The following is a 21954-nucleotide window of genomic DNA, read 5'->3' as shown; positions in this document are numbered from 1 at the left end:
AAAATAGCTAACAAAACACCGAAAAGAAGACTCCTTTTAAAAAAATGATCCCAACTAGCTGATATGAGGCAACCTTGCAATCTTCACTGTTAAAAAACATAAGGGTCTTCGAATGGCATGGCTGGCTGCTTGCAACGGCTCAATATTCTCGTGAGGAATTTTCTCCGACACTATGGTACAGCGCAAACATTGATGTACCGTTTGAAGTCAAAAACGCCGTTGTCAAAAGACAAGCAGAGTTTTTGGCAGGAAGACTTCTTATCCAGCAATTGCAAAAAATACTCATGGTAGAGCAATTGCCGATTAAGGTTTCCAAAGGCAGAAGCCCTATTTGGCCTTCGGGTTTTCAAGGTTCAATTTCCCATAGTAGTGGGCACGTTTGGTGTGGATATTCTGCTCAAGTCAAAAGAAGTCTTGGCCTAGATGTTGAGAGAGTGATTGATGATAGTTTAGTCGATACCATTGCATCTCAATGTTTGACTCACTCTGAACGAAACTTTCTGTCAATAGAACCTTCCAAGATACAACTCAACTATACAATTGCATTCGCCAGCAAAGAAGCGCTCTATAAGGCTCTCTTTCGCGATTGTCAAAAAATTATGGATTTTAAAGATGTTTGTGTTGTCGACATTAGCGAAAATCAATTAGTGTTGCAGCTTACAACAGACTGGTCTCAGAAATGGCGTTCTGGTGATACTATACTCGTAGATTATTGGGTTGGCTCAAAGTTCGTGAGGGTTGCATGCGAAGTTGAAATGCGAAATGACAATTGACAGTGTCATATTATGTCAATTGGTGGGGTAAGTAAGCTCTCGCTACAGTACGCCTTACTTCACAGAAGCTGCTTGTTTTTCATCATCGATATTAGGGTTTGGCTTGAGCGAAATCACCTTCTCGACCGGATAAATTTCGGCCACGTCTTCCTCTTTATTGTAGGTGAACACGAAATTGGCAGTGGTACCTAACAAGGTTCTTACTTTTGATGTGCTTGCATCTTCGGTAACAATGAGCACCTGACCGCTGTCGATTGTTTTGATGCGTTTTCCTTTCCATTCGGCATACCAGGATACGAATAAAAATGCATAGATCAAAAACATTGCAATTAAGAACATCATCACAGTAGCGGCTTTTTTGGGCGTATAAATTAGAAACAGCATCACAGAGCGCTTAAAGCCCTTTGGTCTATCTCGCCACTTTTGCTGTGAATCGTAGGTGACTTGCATAATGCGGTCTGTTGCGTACGCAATTACCACGCCGCCCAAAAAGGTTAAAATGGCGGTTGGGTCGGCTATTCCAATAATCATCAAGTCTGAAAAATTCGCAAACTGCAGAATATTGATATCAAACTGACTATAAAACCCAACACTGAAAAACATGCCACACATGGTGATAAGCGCATAAGAAAGAGAAAGCGCGATGCCGGGATTGCTCTTTAAATAATCGAGTAAGAGTAAAAACTGACTTTCTTTTTTGTAGTCGCTCATATCATGCTTAACTAGGCACAGCCTTCAATACATTCAATTTGTCATACTTCAGGGGCATTTACAAAACTATTTTGCGGGCTCAAATGCCTATGCATGGAGTCATCAAAAAGTGTCCGATGCGGACACTTTTTTTGTGTCCGCGGACACAATTTACGAACAGATATAATAAAAAGTCCATTTAAAACAATAATTTATACCTTGGCATGTTAATCGCAAAGTCTATTGTACACCTTGCAAACCGAGGCTAGTCAAAGGATGCCCAAATGCTAATTCTCTATTTTTTTATACCACCTATTTCTGTCATCGTTTTCGGCTTGATTTTTAGCGCAGCCATGCAGCTCTCAAGTAGCGCTTATTCAAGCAATTCACCTTGCTAGCGACAAACATGCACTGTGCAAAAGGAAGCTCATTATGATAAAAGACACCAGCGCGACAGATGAACATATTTCATCTACTAAACTATCCAAAAAGAATTACATCAACATTGTCGCGGTGATTGCCCTAATTGCCTTTGTTGGCATTCTAAGTGTGAATGCGCTTTCTTTTTCCGGCACTGCTGCTCGTTCCATCGACAGAGAATTACTTCAATTGGCAACCGTTGAAAGAGGCGATATCGTCAGAGATGTGCTTGCCAGCGGTCGCATTGTCGCGGCAAATGCTCCTCAGCTATACAGCCCTGAGCAAGGGTTTGTGACCCTAATGGTGAAAGCCGGTGATAAGGTTGACGCAGGGCAATTGGTTGCCAGCGTTGATTCTCCCGAGCTTGACAATCAGTTAAAGCAGCACCAGTCTGAGCTTGTTCGTTTACAAGGAGAATTATCTCGTCAGGAACTTGCATCTCGCAAACAGGCACTAGAGCTAACCAAATCTTTGGACTTAGCAAAAGTGGATTTGGAAGCCGCTGATCGAGAGGAGCGCCGTGCCCAAGCGTCTATTGTCAACAACCTCATTAGCCAAATTGATTTAGAAAAAGCAATTGATGATTTAGCGCGCGCCAAGCTTACCTATAAGCATGCACAGCAAGAGGTTGACCTGACTAAAGATACTCTGCAATTTGAATTAGAAAATGCCAAGCAAAAAGTTGAACGTCAAGACTTGGTTGTGCAAGACCTCCAGCGCCAAATCAACGATCTGAACATTACCGCAAGCGTTACAGGTGTCGTCGGTAATTTATTGACCACCAATCAAGCCTTAGTGAATAAAAATCAGGCCCTAATGACCTTGGTTGACCTCTCGGCCTACGAAGCGCAGTTAAATGTATCAGAAAGCTATGCAAATGAACTTGCTTTAGGCATGCCAGTGCAAATTACTGCACAAGGTCGCGTGATTGAGGGAGTGTTGTCGGGCATATCACCTGAAGTTAGCAATCGAGAGGTTATTACCCGCGTTCGCTTTGATTCAGAGCAGGTGAGCGGGATTCGTCAAAACCAACAGGTATCAGGCCGTATCCTTTTAGAGAATAAAGAGGACGTGCTGAAAGTGCGCCGCGGTAGCTTCGTGCAGTCAGGTGGTTTTGTGGCATACAGAGTTGAAGGTGATATCGCCACTAAAATCGATATTCAAATTGGCGCCGTGAGCGTGAGAGAAGTTGAGATACTCGCTGGCCTAAATCCAAATGACCAAATCATCATCTCAAACTACGAAGCGTTCATAGATTCAGAAAGCTTGCTTTTAAACTAATAAATTATTCGCTGCTTCTCGCGACAAAAGAGCTGTATTGCGACATATGTGAAGCGAAGCAACTAACACCAAACATATAACGAACAAGGAAATGCACATGTTATCAATGAAGAATGTCAGCAAAGTATACCAAACCGAAAAAGTGCAAACTCATGCCTTGCGCGACTTTAATCTAGAGGTGGAAGAAGGTGAGTTTATCGCTGTGACCGGCCCCTCTGGCTCAGGCAAAACCACCTTTTTGAATATTGCAGGCATGCTGGAGAGCTTCAGTGGCGGTCAGTACTCATTGGATGGCGTGAATGTTGGGGAGCTTAATGACAATCAGCGAGCCGACTTACGTAATCAAAAAATTGGATTTATCTTTCAGGGATTTAACCTTATTTCTGATTTAAATCTCTACGAAAATATTGAAGTGCCGCTTAGATATCGTGGTATTAAATCGAGTGAGCGCAAGCGCCGCATCCAAGAGTGCTTGGAAAAAGTTGGCCTTGGCAGCCGAGCTAAGCATTTGCCTCAGCAGCTTTCTGGCGGTCAGCAGCAGCGTGTTGCTATTGCGCGTGCATTAGCAGGGCAGCCGAGGTTCTTGTTAGCGGATGAGCCAACGGGAAACTTAGACAGTCTTATGGCACGTCAAGTAATGGAGCTTTTAGAGCAGATTAATCAAGAGGGTGCGACCATTATCATGGTAACTCACGACCCTGAACTTGCCCGGCGCGCACCACGAAACATACAAGTAGTGGATGGTCAGTTGGCTGACTTTACACTTTATCAGCCGCAAGCAGGCGCAAGCGAACTGCGCTCAAGTTCAACGGCGGCCATTGCCGGCGCATCTACCTCACACCAAGGGGCTTAATATGTTTGCATATTATATTGATATGGCGTGGAGAAGCTTTAAAAGCACGCCATCTACTTCACTGCTGATGGTGATGGCAATTGCGCTAGGCATTGGTATTACCATGACCAGTTTGTCGGTTTATCACATGATGGCTTCTAATCCTATCCCAAACAAAAGTGAACAGTTATTTGCCGTGCAATTAGCCACGGCTGACGATGACGAGTTTTCAAATGAAAATAACTGGAATCGGAATATTACTTATAAAGATGCGATGGCATTGTATCAAGCCGATATTCCAGAACGAAAGGTACCGTCTATGCGAACGGGCTTTACCTTGCACCTGGGTGATGACGCAGATTCAAAAGGCCTAAAACCGATGCTCGAATCGGCACGCGCCACTGGATATGATTTTTTTGAGATGTTTGAAATCAAGTTTCTATATGGAGGCGCGTGGAGCGCGCTCCAAGAAGAAGGCGCTGCGCCCGTGGTTGTTATCAGTCAGGAGCTAAACGAAACACTCTTTGGTGGCGAGAACTCGGTGGGTCAATCTATCTATTTGGATGAGACCAGTTTTGAAATTGTCGGTGTAATTGCACACTGGGATATCCACATTAAGTACTACGACCTGACCAACGGTGCGTTCAATGATACCGAGAATGTATTTATTCCGTTTAGCCTTTTACCTGCTTTGGAGCTGCCCACATGGGGAAATACCAACGGCTGGAAATACGAGGAAATACTGACTTATCAAGACAGACTTAACTCGGAGTTATGGTGGATACAGTTTTGGGCAGAAATACCAAACGAGCAGGAGTTAGCGCAATACTTTGAATATATAAACGCCTATATGATTGAGCAGGAAAAGCTCGGCAGATTCGAGAGTGAAAGTGTTCGCTACGCTATTCGGGATGTTAGCCAGTGGCTTGAATACAACGAAGTCGTCGATGAAGATAATCGAATTTTAGTCGGCCTGAGTTTTATGTTTTTGATTGTTTGTTTGGCCAATATTTTAGGTCTGTTACTTGGCAAGTTTCTTAAACGAGCACCAGAAAGCGGTGTAAGGCGTGCTCTTGGCGCCAGCAAAAGACAAATATTCGCACAGCATCTAGTTGAAGTAGGCATGCTGGGTATCTTCGGTGGCCTTGTTGGTATTGGCATTGCGCAGCTTGGTCTTTGGGGAGTGCGCCAAACCTATGAATACTACAGCGCGCTAGCTACCATGGATATATCAATGCTTCTCGCCGCGCCCGTTATTTCAGTGCTGGCGTGCATTTTGGCGGGATTATATCCAGCCTATTTGGTGTGTAAAACTGCGCCTGCCATCTACTTAAAAACGCAATAGGAGTGATACCATGTTAGAAATTAAACCTATTTTTAATGCGCTTTGTCGCTCCAAAGCAGGCGCACTGATGTTATTGGTACAAATTGCTATTACTCTGGCGATCGTCAGTAATGCGGCGTTTATCATCACAGATCGCTTGGAATATCTTAATCAAGAAACAGGCTATCCCGAGCAAGACCTCTTTAGTTTCACCATCATGACTTACGGAAGCGACATTGATAAGCTGCAGCAGATTCAAAACGATGAGCAAAGTCTGCGTGAGCTTCCAGGCGTAATAAATGCGGCGCATATGAGTGAAGTGCCTTTATCGGGAAGCGGATCGGGAGGTAATTTTATGGATGGTCCAAGTGAAGATGACCACAAGTCGGTAAGGGCCTCTTACACCTTTGGAGACGAAAACGCGCTTGAAAGTTTAGGGCTGAATGTTTCAGAAGGTCGCAATTTTACGCAAGAGGATGTTGTGATCCAGTATGACCAAATTGAGGATGGCGTGCCTACGGTGGGCATTGTGTCGCGTACCTTTGCTCAGAAAATGTTTGAGGATGAGCCTGCGCTTGGCAAGACCATATACTTTGGCCCCTTTCCTTTGGAAATAATCGGTATTGTTGAAAAGATGAAAGGGCCGTGGTTACGCGATAGTGCGTCTGATCAATATATCATCATGCCAATGAACTCTGAGCTAAATTTTCAGAAAATGGTTGTGCGTACAGAACCTGGACAGCGCGAAGCAATAATGGGGCAAGTTGAAGAGCTTATTCTTAACAATTACAACGAACGAGTGGTGACAAACCTGCGTGGTTTCGATGTCGCCAAGCAAGAGTACAACGCTTCAGATACACTGATGATGCGCATGCTTGTTGTATTGGTCATCATTCTGGTATTGGTTACAGCACTTGGCATATTCGGACTAACCGTATTTAATATTAATAAACGCACCAAGCAAATTGGCACAAGGCGCGCTCTTGGCGCTAAAAAGCGCGACATTGTGCGTTACTTTGTCATCGAAAATGTTCTGATTTGCACTATGGGGCTGATTTTGGGGGCAATTGGTGCGATTTACCTCGGGCAATTCTTGCTGCAGCTTTATTCGCTACCTGCGCTTGATAACACCTATGTCTTTGCTACTGCTATATTTGTTTTGGTTGTTAGCTTAACGTCGGTATTTTTCCCTGCTACCAAGGCAGCGAGCATATCGCCAAGCGTGGCTACTCGCAGTGTTTAGCTTTCTCAATATTACTTAGAACGAATAAAAAATGAGAAAATAGATGAGTAAAATATTAGTCGTAGATGACACACGCGCGGTGCTTGAGGCGATGTCGCTTTTACTTGAAATTCATGGATTTGAAGTGATCACCACAACGACGCCACAAGAAGCCCTTTCTCTTGTGAATCAGGTACGCGTCTCGCTTGTAATTCAAGATATGAACTTCACCAGAGACACTACTTCCGGTGAAGAAGGAAAGAGTCTGTTTAACGCTCTCAGAGAGCTCGTACCCGACCTGCCTATTATTTTAATAACTGCATGGACAGACTTGGAGCAGGCGGTAGAGTTGGTTAAGTCGGGGGCGGCAGACTATATTGCCAAGCCTTGGGATGACGCCAAACTCATTACCACTATTAACAATTTGATTGAGCTTGGCAGCAGCAAAAAGCAAAGTCAGCAGTTAAAGCGTACTCAGCAGACCTTTGATGATACTAAAAGTGCAGCCAAAGGCATCGGTCTTGTGTATGCAAGTGCGGCGATGCAGCGGGTTGTAGATATGGCAATTCAAGTGGCTCCATCTGATATATCCGTGCTGATTACGGGGGCAAATGGTTCAGGTAAAGAGAAAATCGCCGAGCTAGTGCAAGCTCATTCAGCGATTAAGAATATGCCATTTGTAAAAGTAAACTGCGGCGCACTTCCCAGTGACTTAATGGAAGCTGAGCTTTTTGGTGCAGAGGCAGGCGCATACACTGGGATCAGTAAAGCGAGAATTGGACGATTTGAGGCGGCAGACGGTGGCACCTTGTTTTTAGACGAAATTGGCAATTTGAATCATGCAGGGCAAACCAAGCTATTGCGAGTATTACAAACAGGGCAATTTGAGCGTTTAGGTTCGGTGAAAACTCAAAGTGTGAATGTGAGAGTCATTTCGGCTACCAATGCAAACTTGCTAGATCAAATTGCAAACGGCGAATTCCGCGAAGATTTGTATTATCGCTTAAACGTGATTGAGCTAAATCTACCTGCCCTCAGTGAGAGAGTGGACGACATTATGCCCCTTGTGTCACACTTTTTACCTGATCGTGTTATTAGCCATTCAGCCGAGAATATTTTACTTGCTCACGCTTGGCCCGGTAATGTGAGAGAGCTTGAAAATGCCTGCAAACGTGTTGCTGTGCTCAAGCCTGAGGGCGTAATTGATGCCGAAGACTTTTTAGACTTGGCCAGTGCAGCAAACAGGCACAACGTACACGAAGACGCTGGTAGAAGGCAGGTAAATGAACCAGATAAAGAAGCGCTTGAACAAGCTATGCGCATGCACGAGGGCGTAATTGCAAGAGTTGCTCGGCAGTTTGGGATGAGTCGTCAGGCTCTTTATCGACGTTTAGCGAAATATGAAATTGAATATTAGTACTCGCTTGTATTGTATTTGTTCCTTGGTAAGTCTCTTAGCCTGTGTGCCGATGTTCTTATTCGCAGAATTGGATGTATCCCTCATGATAGCAGGCTCCACCGGGATGCTGGTTGTTGCATTGGCAATCGCTAAATTCTTTTTCAAAGATGTAAAAGAAGGCTTAGATGCCCTTGAGATTGGCTTACTTAACCTAAAAGACAGGGAGTTCTCAACCACACTTGCCAGAAAGTCTGATGATGAAATTGGACATTTGTGCGAGCTTTACAACGAGACCGTGACCCACCTTCGAACAGAAAAACATTGGCTGTATCAACGCGAGCTATTGCTCGATAAAATTACTCAAAGCTCTCCACAAACGTTGTTTTTGGTAAACGATGAAGGGCTGGTAGTCTTCAGCAACATAGCGGCTCGACGGTTTTTTCATGCAAAACATGCAATTGAAGGTAAGTCTCTTGAAGACTTGCTCGATACGATTTCTCCAAGCGCACAAAACGTTATAAAAAGTGCCAGAGAGGGTTTATTCACCTTAGATTCTCGTGAATCTGAAAACGAAGCGGCACAAACTTGGCACATGACGATTGGCCATTTTTTACTGAACAATCAGTCCCATCGATTATTCATTTTGAAACACATGAGCCGTGAAATTAGCCGTCAGGAAGTGGCGGTATGGAAAAAAGTAATACGTGTCATCAGCCATGAGTTAAATAACAGTTTGGGTCCTATTTCCTCCATGCTTCATAGCGGTAGATTACTCAGTGAACAACTTCAAAAAGAGGATGAGAGTGTTTCTGGAAAAGCCGTTTCTGATAAGCTAAAACGCGTTTTTTATACCATTGACGATCGTATCGCACACTTGAATCAGTTTGTACAAGGCTATGGTAAATTCGCCAAAATTCCAGAGCCTAAAATTGAAGCACTGAGCAGCAAATCGCTCTTAGCAAAACTTCGCGTGCAGTGGCAGTTTGACTATGATGTTAATCAAGATGTGATTATGCATGGGGATGGACCGCAGCTAGAACAATTGCTAATCAATCTACTCAAAAATGCACATGAATCTGGCTCCGATGTTTCTGGCATAGCGGTAACAATCAAGCCTGAGCCAATTCTCAGGCAGCTTGTCATTACCGTTAAAGACGCAGGCCATGGCATCCCTAGCGAGCAGCTAAGCTCTGTGCTTATTCCATTTTATTCAACCAAAAGCTCGGGCACTGGATTAGGTTTGGCTTTATGCCGGGAAATTGTTGAGGCGCATCATGGTCAGATTGCGCTGAACAACCGTGGGGGAGGTGGTCTTGAGGTGAAAGTGGCCTTGCCTATGCTTTGACTCAAACCTTTTCTCCAATTTGTTGACAGTGAACTATAAATGGAAACCAAGGATTAAAATCATGCTAGCAGTTTGCTATATAGCATCCGATAGAAGGTGCCAATAAGATGCTATTCACCTCAGCGTGTTTCGCTATTCCAAACGTCCAATCGGGCGGTTTTCACTTCCCTTTACATCTCGAAGGTTATCTCCCAATTCGGCTCTCATTTTGTCCGCTAGCGCTTCAATGGTGATGACAATGTCGGGATGTTTATCTATCACATTGTTGGTTTCACCAGGGTCCTTTGCTATGTTAAACAGCTGCATTTCGTCAAACATTGGGAATTCATCTTTTCCCCTATTGCCGTCACTGCCTGCCTCCAGCACTACATTGCGTACGTGTGGATACACCAGCTTCCAATCGCCATAGCGCACCGCGCTCAAGTCATTTTCGCGTGTATAAAAATAATACGCTTCATGTGCAGGTGTTGACTGCACGGCGCTGATAATAGGCCAGATATCCTTTCCATCTATTTCTTTTTTAGGCAATCGCGCGCCGGCAAGTTTAGTCAAAGTAGGCAGCAAATCGATGCTCATCATAGGAACATCTATTTTCGTATTTGCCGCCAGGCGAGCAGGCCATTTAATATGCATTGGCGTGCGCACACCGCCTTCGTAAACACTGAATTTACCGTCGCGCAAATCGCCAGCGGATCCTGCATGGTTGCTATAAGTTAGCCATGGGCCATTGTCTGCCAAAAAGATCACAATGGTATTGTCGTTAAGTCCTTGAGCTTCAAGTGCGTTCAGTATTTCGCCTGTAGACCAGTCAATTTCCATGATGACATCACCATAAAGCCCCGCACCCGATTTGCCTCTAAAGCGCTCAGAAACAAACAAAGGAACATGAGGCTGTGGATGTGCAAGCATCATGAAGAAGGGTTGCTCGGCATTTTTCTCGATAAATTCGACGCTTTTTTCAGTGAGTTCTACCGTTAAGTTTGACTGGTCATCTGTTAAGGTTTTAACCACCTTATTTTGGCTGATGACAGGTAGTGCATCAAAGGGATAGCTAGGGTTAGCGTTAGCACTCCACATGTCGTTTGAATATGGGATGCCATAATATTCGTCAAAGCCATGATTATTTGGCAAGAACTCTTCAACATCGCCCAGATGCCACTTACCAAAAAGGGCAGTTGCATATCCTTGTTCTTGCAAGAGTTCCGCTAGCGTTTCTTCATCAGGATTAAGTCCAATAGCAGGTCCGTCAGTGAGTGGTGTAGGGAACAACGCGCCAGCAAGGCCAATGCGATTTGGATAGCTGCCCGTTAGCAACGCTGCGCGCGAGGTGCTGCATACCGGCTGCGCAACGTAAAATTGAGTGAGCATCGCGCCTTGTTCGGCAATACTGTCTATATTGGGAGTGGCGTATGCGTCCTGTCCAAATAAAGATGTATCAGCATACCCTTGATCATCAGTTAAGATTAATACGATGTTCGCAGGTGCAGTGTCGCTCTTGTCATTGACCTGTTCAGATATGGCTGACGCCACTGACGCCTCTTCAAGCTGTTCACTCTGTTTTAAGGGTGAACATGCCGCCATCACAAGTATCGAGCTTAATGTGAATATTCTAAACATAAATAACTGACGCACTGAATGCATAAACGATAACCTTTAATGATTATTGACCTTTAGTCTGTGCGCGCTTAACAATAAAGTAAATTGAGTAAACACAATTTCAGTTTATAAAATGTGATGAGCCCTAGTTTTGACGATACGCTGAAGCACGCCTGTATATTAAGAGCTTAGTGAAGGATAAACACCCAGTAGTGAACGATTCTTTCACTTTGCTCTTATTAGGGCGTGTTGATCTTTTCTGTATGATTTTGCAGCAGTTTGTGCGCTATTTAGACAAAGAAGCGCGATTGAAGTGTAGTCATCTACATAAAATTGCGATGATGCAGTATAAATGGTGCACAAGCGCTGCCCGTAGGGTACGCTCTGTGTGTCCACCGCTCTTTGTTACATGCTCTTGATGCAGATACACTGCACCTGCGAGCATGTGCCGCGATCGATGAACACACAGAGCGCACAAAATTCATACAGCAAAGATCAACATGCCCTAATCGGTATTAAGTTAACTTGTCTGGACTGCAGAATGTATCTAACAATTGTCATATCTGTTTTAAGCCTAATCTTATTGATTGCGCCAAATGAGCGTTATGCCAATTTACTCACAACAAACACTTGGGTCTCAGACTATTCAACCTTTATGCAAGCTAAGAATAACACTAGCAGTACAAATGCAAATGTTTCTATCGACTTTACAAGTGATGCAGAGTTGAATAATTGGGTCATTGTGAACGATACGGTAATGGGCGGGCGTTCGCGCGCGCGAATTGCGGGCGATGGCGAATACTTAGTCTTTGATGGCATGCTTTCATTAGAAAACAATGGCGGGTTTGCATCCATACGTCGAGTGTACAATAACCCCGATTGGCAAAGTGGCACACGCATGTCCATTGAAGTACAAGGCGATGGCCGAGACTATCAATTTAGGCTGCGCACCAATCGTTTTGTAGACGGTGTAGCATATGTGGCCAGCTTCAGCACTCAAAAAGGTGAAACGAGTATTATTCGTTTTACTGAATCAGATTTTGTGCCTCGTTTTCGCGGTCGTTTAGTGAGCGATGCTCCACCTTTGCAGTTCGACGATATAGCGCAACTTGGCTTTATGCTGGCGGATAAAAAAACGGGCGCCTTTGCGCTTAAATTAAAACGTATAGAGCAAAATGCAACGACGCTTTAATTAACCTCAACTCGGGATAAGCGACAGCGCCAAGCAGCGATAAAAACGCGAATTACTGCGTTGCAAAAGCGAGCAATAGAATAACTATTACGTCTCTTTTGCGCCTTGCACGTCACGTTTTTATCACTACTTGGTGACAATTTATTAAATACATCGTTAAAACAAACATTTGCACTATCGCTTATCCCGAGTTGAGGTTAATTATCCAGAGTTCGGGTGAATTATCCTTACTCATGTTCTATTGCTTTTGATACGGGTCAGACAGTATTAATGCGACACGCTCCAATGTTCTATGCGTCAAAACACCACGCGTCAAATTCATGACAAAGGTTGATATATCGATATTACTGGGGGCAGGTTTTCGACATCGGTAAACGATCACCGGTCATATCTTTCCGTTTTAAAACCCCCGTCTAGTACACCCTAGTATCGATTCAAGGGCGCATTCTACATGGCGTCAAAATAAATCCTAAACATATGATCAATTTGGCATTGAACGTGCTTTAAGCAGACTCTATACAGATGCCCAGCATCACGCCCAAGAAACGGCATAAGACGCACACCAAAGATGAGGAAGAAGAATTAATGATTGTTTTAGCCAGTCAGCATCGTGAAGTTGTTGAACATAACAAGCAACTGAAAGAACAGCTTGATGCACTTCAGCAAGAAAATACCGTTCTGCAGCAAGAAAGTGCCCTGCTTAATTCACAGCTTAACGATACATCGAGCTTAAAGAGCAGCGAACATCAAAATCAGCTTTTGCAGTGCGTGATCAACTCTATGCAGCAAGTAGATAGTGTGAGGCAAACGGTTTTGCAGTCTTTTGAGCGCATTGATAAAGAAACCCAGTCAGTTGAACAGGTGAATGAGTTATTTGCAACGTCAACCACTGCTTTGCAAGAAATCCTGAGTTCGATGGACCAGATGGGGCTTAAAATGGGCGGTATGGCAAGCAGTATCACCGGCCTTTCTGATACTGCCGACAGCATTAATACTTTTGTCTCGACGATTACGAACATATCTGATCAAACTAACTTGCTCGCGCTAAACGCGGCAATTGAAGCCGCAAGAGCAGGAGATGCAGGCCGCGGATTCAGCGTAGTGGCTGATGAAGTGCGCACGCTAGCCACTGAAACTAATAAGTCGGCTAGTGAAGTTGCAGAACTGGTTTCAAGTATTCTAACCTCGACAAAGTCTGCAGTAGGCTCGGTGGATGAAATAAGTGGCAACAATGCAAGCTTATCAGAGGGTGTTAACCAGCTAAATAGCCACTATCAAGCGATTGTTAGCAAGTGCGACTCGATTACTTCAACCATCTCTGTATCTTCTCACGAAACCTTCGTTCAGACGGTAAAGTTAGACCACATTGTGTGGAAATCAGATGTATATGCAATTGCAAGTGGTATTGGTAACAAGAGGGCGGAGGATTTATCTGATCATCACAGCTGTCGATTAGGTAAATGGTACGCTTCTCAAAGCCAAAATGAGATTGCAAAATCGGCCGCATTTAAAGCGATAGAGCGTCCGCATCAGAAAGTTCATCAGTGCGGTTCGACTGCGCTTGAAGCAATTATGAAAGATGATATGCAGCTTGCTTTAAGTAAGTTACAAGAAATGGAAAATGCGAGTGAGCAACTCATGCATGCCTTAGATGAGTTGGCAAAGCAGTAAGTGTCACGTTCTACATTTTTCAAAAATCAAAAGGGTAGCTTTTTCAAGCTACCCTTTTGTGTAATGTGCTTAGATTAAAACAGCCACGTTGTTGGATCGGGATGCGGCTCTCTTTTCTCCAGATACTGAAAACCTTTCACGCATCGGATAATCAGCCACACCACTAAAAACAGCAACACTAAAAAGCCAATTAGGACAACTGTGAGCAGTGCACCGACAATACTGAACAGTAATCCAATCCAAAATGTGCGTATTATAAATTGATAATGAGATTGCAACCATAAAGCGCTTTGGCTTTTATGTATGTAAGCGATAATTACACCGATGAGGCCTGTTATGCCCACTACAATGCTGGCGAGATAGAGGATATATACCAATTTCGCCATGTTCGAAGTGTCGCCGTCTTGCTGGATTACTGGGTCAGTCATAAAAAGTCCTTTTTGGGATGGATGAGTTAGAATATGAAATTTGGAAAGGGATGCAAGCACAAAGACAACGAATGCGTGCTGGTAAGATGACTTTGTACGCGTCATTTTATAGCGCTGAACAGCTTATAAAGATATTATTGTGGCCGATAAACGTATTAACGATAGCCATGGTATGACCTTGGCACACTTCTAACTCGCGCAATAAAAGATACTACCTGAATGAAACTTCATCGCTTCACAATTTTTTTCTGTGTTTTTTTGCTGAATGTTGAGATCGTGTCTGCAGTGACAAGCACCGGCGGAAAACAACAGGCAAGATCAGACAATTCTATCTCTGGGCAATCAGTATCTGTTCAAGCTAGACATGATCGCAGCTTAAATCTTGCAGATTTTGTTTTTGATATTCCGAATCGCCAAAATATGATTAGCATCGACGGCGAGTACAGCGAGCAAGAGTGGGAAGGGGCAGCCAGTGTGTCGTTAAACTACGTCACGCGACCATTTGAAAACGCACTTCCACCGGTGAGTACTCAGGTAAAGTATTTTGAAAACGGTACTGAGCTTTTGATCTTGTTTGTTGCGCACGATCCTGAACCTGAAAAGATAAGAGCTTTTTTACGGGATAGAGATCGCAGCTTCTCAGAGGACCTCGTCGGCATAAAGATAGATACTTTTAACGATGGACGTTTGGCTTACCAGTACTTTGTCAATCCGCTGGGTGTGCAAACAGATTCGGTTGAAAATGAGATGACCCGCAACGAAAGTACCAGTTGGAATGGCATATGGGAGTCAGCCGGACAACTTACCGATTATGGCTTTGTAGTTGAAATGCGTATTCCCTTACGCCTTATGAATTTCGAAGAATCGAGCAATAACAAAACCTGGGGCATTGAGTTTGTTCGCTTTTATCCACGTGCCGATAGTTATCGCATTTCGCATGTGCCTTTTGACCGAGACAATGCATGTAACCTTTGTCAGATGGGAGATTTAACCGGCTTTGCCAGTGCTAAGCAAGGTCAAAATCTCGCAATTGTCCCTACTTTTGTGGCTGGTGTTTCTAGAACACGCGACCCAATAGAAAGCATGGAGTGGGACAAGGAAAACAATCAGGAATTTGGCGTTGATGTAAATTGGGGCATTAGCCCTGAGCTTACTTTTTCAGGTACGCTCAACCCCGATTTTTCGCAAGTTGAAGCCGATCAGGCGCAGCTAAATATCAATAATAACTTCGCGCTGTTCTTTCCTGAGCAACGCCCATTTTTTGTGGAAAATGCGGATTACTTCACCTCGATACAAAATTTAGTATACACGCGGAACATTAATGCCCCTGACTATGGAGCAAAGCTTACAGGGCGAATGCAAGAACACAGTGTGGGCGTATTTGTCGCCAATGATAGCTCCACAAGCTTCTTGGTACCGGGTAATTTAGGATCATCTGTGGCTACGCTTGAAGAGGACTCCGTCAACTTTGCGGGGCGCTATCGCTACGATTACTCCAACGCACTGTCGATGGGAGTGGTCAGCACCATAAGAAACTCTGACAATTATCAAAATATTGTCAATGCGCTAGATGCAAGATACCTTTTAAGCGAGCAAGATACGCTTCGCGTTCAGCTTGTGCATTCACTTACCGACTATCCACAAGATCTATTCCGTGATTTTTGTGACGATGATTGTCAATCGCCAGATGACCTTTCAGAGTCTGCATTGCGTGTACAAAGCGATGATACTCTATCGGGCATTTCGTATCGCATTTTTTATGAGCGTGACAATGAAGACTACTTTCTGCGTGCACGTCGCATTGTGGATGACGCAGATACACGAACAGACTTAGGCTTTAGCAATACCTCAGATCGCCAGCGTTACGTGCTCGGCGGTGGGTATCGGTGGTGGAATGAAGACAGCTGGTGGAATCGCATTCAACTAAGCGGTGACTGGGATATTACACATAACGATAATGATGAATTGCTTGAAAGAGAACTAGAGGCGCAAATTGGGATTCGCGCTGATTTGCAAAGCTATTTTGAGATTCGAGTAGTCAATCGCGACCGAACGGGCTTGCGACACGACAGCTCTATCTTAGATATTGATGGCAATACAACCTTATTCGAAGAAACGCAAACGAACGTTTTTTTTGAAATGCAGCCTAATGCTCTCATTGAGTTCTACACTTTCTGGAGCGTGGGCGATAGGGTAGATTTAGTGAATAATCGCTTGGGAGACAGAGTGTTCGCTGAAAATGGTTTTGATTTGAATCTAGGCAAACATTTCAGCGTTAGCTTTGATCATACTTACAGCGAGCTTGATGCCGATGATCAAAGTTTGTTCGTGGCCAACTTGTTTGACACCCGTTTTACGTATCAGTTTGACCCTTTGCAGTCTTTACGCTTAATCGTTAACTTTTCAGATATAGATCGCAATCAAGATAATTATTCGGTCGAGGTGGATGAAAAAAGCAAAAATCTGGGCTTCCAGCTACTTTACTCCTATACACTCAACCCGTTCACTCGATTTTTTGTCGGTTATTCCCAGTCGGCGTTCGACGATGATGATTTAACCGAGCTCGTAAATGACAATCAGTCTTTGTTTATGAAGTTTAGCTACGCGTGGCTGCCGTAACGTACCATGAGTGATTACAAAAATTTTTGATAGTCTTTCTTATAGTCCTTTACAATCGCGCGTGTTGCTTCATCTTCGATGTAAGAAAAGTCTCGAAATTCAAAGCCCGGCGCTACACTGCATCCTACGAAGGTATAGGCGCCTGTTGATTCAGCTGCTTGATAGTCGCCGCCAGTAATCACTTTGAAATAGTCTTCGCGCCCTTGAGTATTTTGTTTACCAATAATGTCGTCCGCCAGCCTATTGCTATTGTCTTTGGTGCTTAAGGTCAATATCCGCAAAGGATCGCCTTCATAGACGTTCCATATCTCATCGTGCAGCACTTTGTGCCAACGGCTTACTTGTCCGCGCGCAAGCAAAAAGTATATGTGACTAACGCTGGCGCGTTTCTCGCTATCTACATATGAGGCTACCTGCTCTTCGCTTCGATATTCTTCTGAGTAATAGCCGCCCTCTGGGTGAGGCTGCAAATTAAATAAACCAATAAGGGCTTGAATGCGAGGATGCATGTCGTCGTTCATGGGTAATGGTTCCTCTTAACTTGATTAACAAAGCACTGGCGCAAATAGGGCGAGCAAAGTAATATCAGAGGGTAGAGCACATGTAGGTGCTTGTCCAAAGGCGATTGACTTGACCGCAGTGCGCCATAGCTGATAAATAGGAAAATACATGGAAGCAATATTAGATATTTTATTTAGAGTAGAAGTTGCCCTGATCATCTTAGTGGTCATTCTGCTTAAAACCTCGATTAAATTTGTACCTCAAAACCGAGCGTACATTATAGAACGCTTTGGAAAATACCAATCAACCAAAGAAGCCGGACTAAATTTCATCCTTCCTTTTGTGGATAAAGTTTCTGCTAATCGCTCCTTGAAAGAACAAGCGGTGGATGTGCCAGAGCAAAGCGCGATTACTAAAGACAATATTTCACTGTCAGTGGATGGTGTACTTTATTTTAGGGTGCTCGACCCATACAAAGCCACTTATGGCGTTGAAGACTATGTATTTGCCGTTACCCAACTTGCGCAAACCACTATGCGCTCTGAGCTTGGGAAAATGGAGCTTGATAAGACCTTTGAAGAGCGAGATATCCTTAATACTAATATTGTAAGCGCAATTAATATCGCCGCAGGTCCATGGGGTATCCAGGTAATGCGCTATGAAATTAAAGACATTATTCCGCCAAGTTCAGTCATGGAAGCGATGGAAGCGCAAATGAAGGCGGAGCGCGTGAAGCGTGCGCAAATCTTAGAGTCAGAAGGCGATCGACAGGCGGCAATCAACCGTGCGGAAGGTGAAAAGGCGTCGGTTGTGCTTGCAGCTCAAGCGGATAAAGAAGAGCAAATACTGCGTGCGCAAGGTGAAGCTTCTGCAATTGTTGCTGTGGCCGAAGCCCAAGCAGAAGCCTTGCATAAGGTTGGGGAAGCGGCCAATACCGATGAGGGACAAAAAGCCATCGAACTTGACCTCGCAACAAAAGCGATTGAAGCGAAACAAGCCATTGCTAAAGAGTCATCAGTGGTGCTCCTGCCCGATTCAAGCACTGAAGCTGGCTCGGTCGTTGCGCAAGCAACAACGATAATTCAAGCCTTGCAGGCAGGCAAAAAAGCTTAAAGGAGGTGCGCTGATGCAGTGGTTTTCTGAACACTATGCCGAAACGCTCTTGGTTATTGGAATAATCCTTCTAGCCATTGAAGTACTTGTTCTGGGTTTTAGTACGTTTTTTGTATTTTTTATTGGCTTAGCCACCATTGTCACTGCGGGTTTGATGTATTTGGGTATCGTCCCTGAAACCTGGCTGGCATCGTTGATGAGTATTGTGGTTTTTACAGCGCTCTTTGCAGTATTGTTGTGGAAACGCTTTAAAGCCTTGCAGGCCAATGTCGATACCAAGCGCGCCGACAATGATATTGTGGGCCACAGTTTTGTTTGTCCACAAGATATTGACCCCCTTCTACCCATTGATCAGCAGCCAACATATGAGTACTCAGGCATATCTTGGCGCTTAACTGCCGACTCACCCATTCAGGCTGGTGATAAAGTGGCTATTACGCAAACCGATGTAGGTGTATTGCATATCACCAAAATCGCATAATTTGCTTGCTCTGCAGGGCGTTTGTCTGTAATATGCGCGCCCTTGCAGTCAACACCATCAGTTCCTTGTCTCCATGTAGACGACTGCACTACCCGAGACTATAACCGTAGGGAGCAGTAATGCGTCATTACGAAATCGTATTTATGGTTCACCCTGATCAGAGTGAACAAGTACCTGGTATGATTGAAAAGTACAAAGGTATTCTAGAAACAGACGGCGGAACTATCCACCGTTTAGAAGACTGGGGCCGTCGTCAATTGGCTTACCCAATCGAAAAACTCCACAAAGCACACTACGTTCTTATCAATGCTGAAGCAACTGCAGAAGCTGTTGAGGAACTAGAAACGGCTTTTCGCTTTAACGATATTATTCTACGTAACCTTGTTATGCGCACTAAGGCTGCAGTGACTGAACAGTCGCCTATGGCTAAAGAAGAACGCAGAGAAGAGCGTAAAGAGCGTCCAGCACCTGCGCCAGCTCCGGCTGCCGAAGCGCCTGCTGAGGAAGCTAAATCAGAAGAGGGAGAAGCATAATGGCTCGTTTTTTCAGACGTCGTAAATTCTGCCGTTTTTCTGCAGAAGGCGTAACGCAAATTGATTATAAAGATATCGCTTTGTTAAAAAACTACATCACTGAGAGTGGCAAAATTGTCCCTAGCCGTATTACCGGCACCAGTGCTAAGTATCAGCGTCAGCTATCAACGGCCATTAAGCGCGCGCGCTTTCTAGCCTTGTTACCTTACACTGACTCTCACAAGTAAGCTGAAGGGGTAGCAAAGATGGATATCATATTATTAGATAAAATCGCAAACCTTGGCGGCCTTGGCGACACAGTGAACGTTAAATCCGGTTACGCTCGTAACTTCTTATTCCCTCAAGGAAAAGCAGTACCTGCAACCAAAGCTAACGTTGAAAAGTTTGAAGCACGCCGCGCTGAACTTGAAGCGAAAATTGCTGAAGAGTTAGCAACAGCAGAAGCAAGAGCAGAGAAAATCAACGCGCTCGAGCCAGTAGTTATTGCAGCGCCTGCGGGCGATGAAGGAAAGCTATTTGGTTCAATCGGCACCCGTGATATTGCAGATGCAATTACCAACGCCGGTGTTGAAGTGACTAAAGCCGAAGTGAAATTACCGACTGGTACGCTTCGCGAAGTGGGCGAGTACGACATTGACGTACAAGTTCATGCTGAAGTCATGGCTGCGATTAAATTGCAGGTGATTGCAGAGGCTTAAGCCTCACGACCTGACGCAATAATCAAAAGCCGCTCGATTCTAGTGAATTTGAGCGGCTTTTTTCTTTTCTACAGACCACATTTTATTAAGCTAAGTTGTGAACGTAGGTTTATAGCAGCTTGCCAGCATCGGTTTTTGGCATAGGCCTACCTAACAAATACCCTTGTCCTTTCTGAACTTCTAATTTTTGACACAGTGAAAGTTGCTCGTTTTGCTCTACACCTTCAGCAACTATTTCAAACGACAGCTTTGAAAGCATCAACACTAAGGCTTCAAACATTTCAGCCTTGCTCTTATTGCTCTGATTTGCCTGTAAGCTCTTGTCTATTTTGACAATGTCGATGGGGTAATTCATCAGATGTGAAATAGAAGAATAGCCCATCCCAAAGTCATCCAGCGCAATTTTAAATCCGAGCGTTGACAGGTCCGTTAAACTCTGTTGAATTTTTGACTGATCTTCAAAAAATGCCGTTTCAGTAATTTCTAGTGTAATGCTGCTAGCGGGTAAACCATAGTCATTCACTATTTGTTGCGCTAAAGAAACAAATTCCTCATCGCGCAATTGAACCGGAGATACGTTGATTGACATACTAAGATTTGTAGCGATTGTGCTATTGCTTCGCCATTGCTTGAGTTGAGCCACTGCTTGTTCAAACACCCAGCGTCCCAGCTCGATAATTTGACGGGTATCTTCGGCGATTGGAATGAATTTGTCGGGTGTATAGTGCTTAGATGCATCGCTGGGCCAGCGAATGAGTGCTTCGAAACCGACAATATTTGACGAATTAAGCTCAAATATAGGTTGATAATGAAGAGTAAAACGTTCGTTTTTTAAGCACTCGTGGATGTCAGTTTGGATGGCATAGCGATGATTAAATTCAGCTTGAAATTGCGATTCATAATAACAAACCCGATTCTTACCGCTTTGTTTGGCTCGATACATTGCAATGTCAGCCGATTTCACTAAATCTTCGGCCTTCGTTGCATCCGCGGGGAAGATGGCAACGCCAATACTCATGCCGCAATATACTTCTTTATCGTCTAAAACAAAGGGTTCAGCTACCGTTTCTAAAATTCGGTCGGCGATTACGCTAACGTCGTTTATCTGAGCAATGCCGCCTAAAATAATAGCAAACTCATCGCCACCTAAGCGGGCAAAGCCCTCATTTTGACGCAGGCAACCGTTAATTCTCCCGACCATCATCACTAAGAGTGTGTCGCCGGCATCGTGGCCAAAGGTGTCATTCACATATTTGAAGTTATCTAAATCCAGGGCAAGCAATGCAATGCTGTGTTTGGTTCGCTTGTTATTTGCAATCATCACCTTAAGCGTTTCTTCAAAATGATAGCGATTGGACAAACCGGTGAGTGGGTCACGCTCAGCCATTTGCTTAACGGCAATGTAACTTTGATGCATTTTTTGCTCAATTTCAAAGCGCTTTTGAGCATGCACCATGGCTTTTTGCAGTTTTCCCTGGCTTATTTCGCCTTTGACGATAAAGTCTTGCGCGCCAGCTTCGATACAAGCAAGGGCAAGCTCTGTCTCTTCCGATGCACTTACCATGACAACCGCTGTATTGCCCAGGTCATTTCTGGCGCGCAGCTCATATAGCATTTCAATGCCGTCGGCTTTGGGCATTTTGTAATCGAGCAGAATGATATCAAAATGTGTGTGTTCTAGTTGCGCAAGCCCTTCTTTTACCGAGCTGGTTTGGGTGATATCACGGGCCTCTTTGGTGCCGCCCAGCGCATTGATAATAATTTTGCGGTCAACTAGGTCGTCGTCGACAATAAGGATTTTCATGTTAAAAGTTTACCTGCTTATACGTTATGGTG

The 21954-nt window shown here is 44.3% G+C and carries 20 protein-coding genes; 15 read left to right on the top strand and 5 right to left on the bottom strand.

Annotated features, from left to right (window positions below; translation table 11 throughout):
- Window positions 1–74 precede the first annotated feature (74 nt).
- Complete coding sequence (locus PN836_RS10790) at window positions 75–773, top strand: 4'-phosphopantetheinyl transferase family protein (RefSeq protein WP_395338211.1); 699 nt, start codon at window positions 75–77, stop codon at window positions 771–773.
- 54 nt (window positions 774–827) lie between these two features.
- On the opposite strand, the gene PN836_RS10785 is transcribed toward PN836_RS10790, so the two are convergent.
- Window positions 828–1484, bottom strand: a complete 657-nt coding sequence (locus PN836_RS10785; RefSeq protein WP_395338209.1) for a hypothetical protein — start codon at window positions 1482–1484, stop codon at window positions 828–830.
- Window positions 1485–1895: 411 nt separating this feature from the next.
- Between PN836_RS10785 and PN836_RS10780 the strand changes: the two genes are divergently transcribed.
- From PN836_RS10780 to PN836_RS10755, 6 genes are all read left to right on the top strand, one after another.
- A complete protein-coding gene (locus PN836_RS10780; RefSeq protein WP_395338207.1) occupies window positions 1896–3164 on the top strand; it encodes an efflux RND transporter periplasmic adaptor subunit in 1269 nt (422 codons plus the stop codon).
- Window positions 3165–3261: 97 nt separating this feature from the next.
- Window positions 3262–4017, top strand: a complete 756-nt coding sequence (locus tag PN836_RS10775) for an ABC transporter ATP-binding protein (protein ID WP_395338205.1) — start codon at window positions 3262–3264, stop codon at window positions 4015–4017.
- 1 nt (window position 4018) lies between these two features.
- Window positions 4019–5341, top strand: a complete 1323-nt coding sequence (locus PN836_RS10770) for an ABC transporter permease (protein WP_395338203.1) — start codon at window positions 4019–4021, stop codon at window positions 5339–5341.
- A 10-nt stretch (window positions 5342–5351) separates the two neighbouring features.
- The gene (locus tag PN836_RS10765; RefSeq protein WP_395338201.1) at window positions 5352–6563 is read left to right on the top strand and encodes an ABC transporter permease; all 1212 of its coding nucleotides are present in this window, start codon (window positions 5352–5354) and stop codon (window positions 6561–6563) included.
- 43 nt (window positions 6564–6606) lie between these two features.
- Window positions 6607–7959: a sigma-54-dependent transcriptional regulator gene (locus PN836_RS10760; protein ID WP_395338199.1), complete on the top strand. Its 1353-nt coding sequence runs from the start codon at window positions 6607–6609 to the stop codon at window positions 7957–7959.
- Window positions 7943–9286, top strand: coding sequence for a sensor histidine kinase (locus PN836_RS10755; RefSeq protein ID WP_395338197.1), 1344 nt, complete (start codon window positions 7943–7945; stop codon window positions 9284–9286). Before PN836_RS10760 ends, PN836_RS10755 begins: the two co-directional genes overlap by 17 nt.
- A gap of 132 nt (window positions 9287–9418) precedes the next feature.
- Here PN836_RS10755 and PN836_RS10750 read toward each other — a convergent pair whose 3' ends face one another.
- The gene (locus tag PN836_RS10750) at window positions 9419–10927 is read right to left on the bottom strand and encodes a sulfatase (protein ID WP_395338195.1); all 1509 of its coding nucleotides are present in this window, start codon (window positions 10925–10927) and stop codon (window positions 9419–9421) included.
- 496 nt (window positions 10928–11423) lie between these two features.
- Here PN836_RS10750 and PN836_RS10745 point away from each other — a divergent pair, with 496 nt between their 5' ends.
- On the top strand, window positions 11424–12074 hold the full coding sequence (locus PN836_RS10745; protein WP_395338192.1) for a CIA30 family protein: 651 nt from the start codon (window positions 11424–11426) through the stop codon (window positions 12072–12074).
- 522 nt (window positions 12075–12596) lie between these two features.
- Window positions 12597–13745 (top strand): methyl-accepting chemotaxis protein, encoded by a 1149-nt coding sequence (locus PN836_RS10740; protein WP_395338191.1) that lies wholly within the window; start codon window positions 12597–12599, stop codon window positions 13743–13745.
- Window positions 13746–13819: 74 nt separating this feature from the next.
- Here the strand turns inward: PN836_RS10740 and PN836_RS10735 are convergent, their stop codons facing one another.
- Window positions 13820–14173 (bottom strand): DUF4870 family protein, encoded by a 354-nt coding sequence (locus PN836_RS10735; protein ID WP_395338189.1) that lies wholly within the window; start codon window positions 14171–14173, stop codon window positions 13820–13822.
- A gap of 276 nt (window positions 14174–14449) precedes the next feature.
- Between PN836_RS10735 and PN836_RS10730 the strand changes: the two genes are divergently transcribed.
- The gene (locus PN836_RS10730; protein WP_395338187.1) at window positions 14450–16792 is read left to right on the top strand and encodes a carbohydrate binding family 9 domain-containing protein; all 2343 of its coding nucleotides are present in this window, start codon (window positions 14450–14452) and stop codon (window positions 16790–16792) included.
- A 14-nt stretch (window positions 16793–16806) separates the two neighbouring features.
- Here PN836_RS10730 and PN836_RS10725 read toward each other — a convergent pair whose 3' ends face one another.
- Window positions 16807–17313: a cupin domain-containing protein gene (locus PN836_RS10725; RefSeq protein WP_395338185.1), complete on the bottom strand. Its 507-nt coding sequence runs from the start codon at window positions 17311–17313 to the stop codon at window positions 16807–16809.
- Between the two features lie 148 nt (window positions 17314–17461).
- Between PN836_RS10725 and PN836_RS10720 the strand changes: the two genes are divergently transcribed.
- The 5 genes from PN836_RS10720 to rplI all read left to right on the top strand — a co-directional run bounded on the left by PN836_RS10720 (window position 17462) and on the right by rplI (window position 20118).
- Window positions 17462–18406 (top strand): SPFH domain-containing protein, encoded by a 945-nt coding sequence (locus tag PN836_RS10720; protein WP_395338183.1) that lies wholly within the window; start codon window positions 17462–17464, stop codon window positions 18404–18406.
- Window positions 18407–18419: 13 nt separating this feature from the next.
- Window positions 18420–18887 (top strand): NfeD family protein, encoded by a 468-nt coding sequence (locus PN836_RS10715; RefSeq protein WP_395338181.1) that lies wholly within the window; start codon window positions 18420–18422, stop codon window positions 18885–18887.
- A 119-nt stretch (window positions 18888–19006) separates the two neighbouring features.
- Complete coding sequence (gene rpsF / locus PN836_RS10710) at window positions 19007–19420, top strand: 30S ribosomal protein S6 (RefSeq protein WP_395338179.1); 414 nt, start codon at window positions 19007–19009, stop codon at window positions 19418–19420.
- Window positions 19420–19647, top strand: a complete 228-nt coding sequence (gene rpsR, locus PN836_RS10705; protein WP_395338178.1) for a 30S ribosomal protein S18 — start codon at window positions 19420–19422, stop codon at window positions 19645–19647. Before rpsF ends, rpsR begins: the two co-directional genes overlap by 1 nt.
- An 18-nt stretch (window positions 19648–19665) precedes the next feature.
- A complete protein-coding gene (gene rplI / locus PN836_RS10700) occupies window positions 19666–20118 on the top strand; it encodes a 50S ribosomal protein L9 (RefSeq protein ID WP_395338177.1) in 453 nt (150 codons plus the stop codon).
- 109 nt (window positions 20119–20227) lie between these two features.
- On the opposite strand, the gene PN836_RS10695 is transcribed toward rplI, so the two are convergent.
- Window positions 20228–21922: a putative bifunctional diguanylate cyclase/phosphodiesterase gene (locus PN836_RS10695; protein WP_395338175.1), complete on the bottom strand. Its 1695-nt coding sequence runs from the start codon at window positions 21920–21922 to the stop codon at window positions 20228–20230.
- Window positions 21923–21954 lie beyond the last annotated feature (32 nt).

Origin of the sequence: Ningiella algicola (assembly GCF_028401415.2) — a bacterium.
Lineage (GTDB): Bacteria > Pseudomonadota > Gammaproteobacteria > Enterobacterales > Alteromonadaceae > Glaciecola.
Note: the sequence above shows the minus strand (reverse complement) of the source record. Positions and strands in the feature narration are given on the sequence as shown.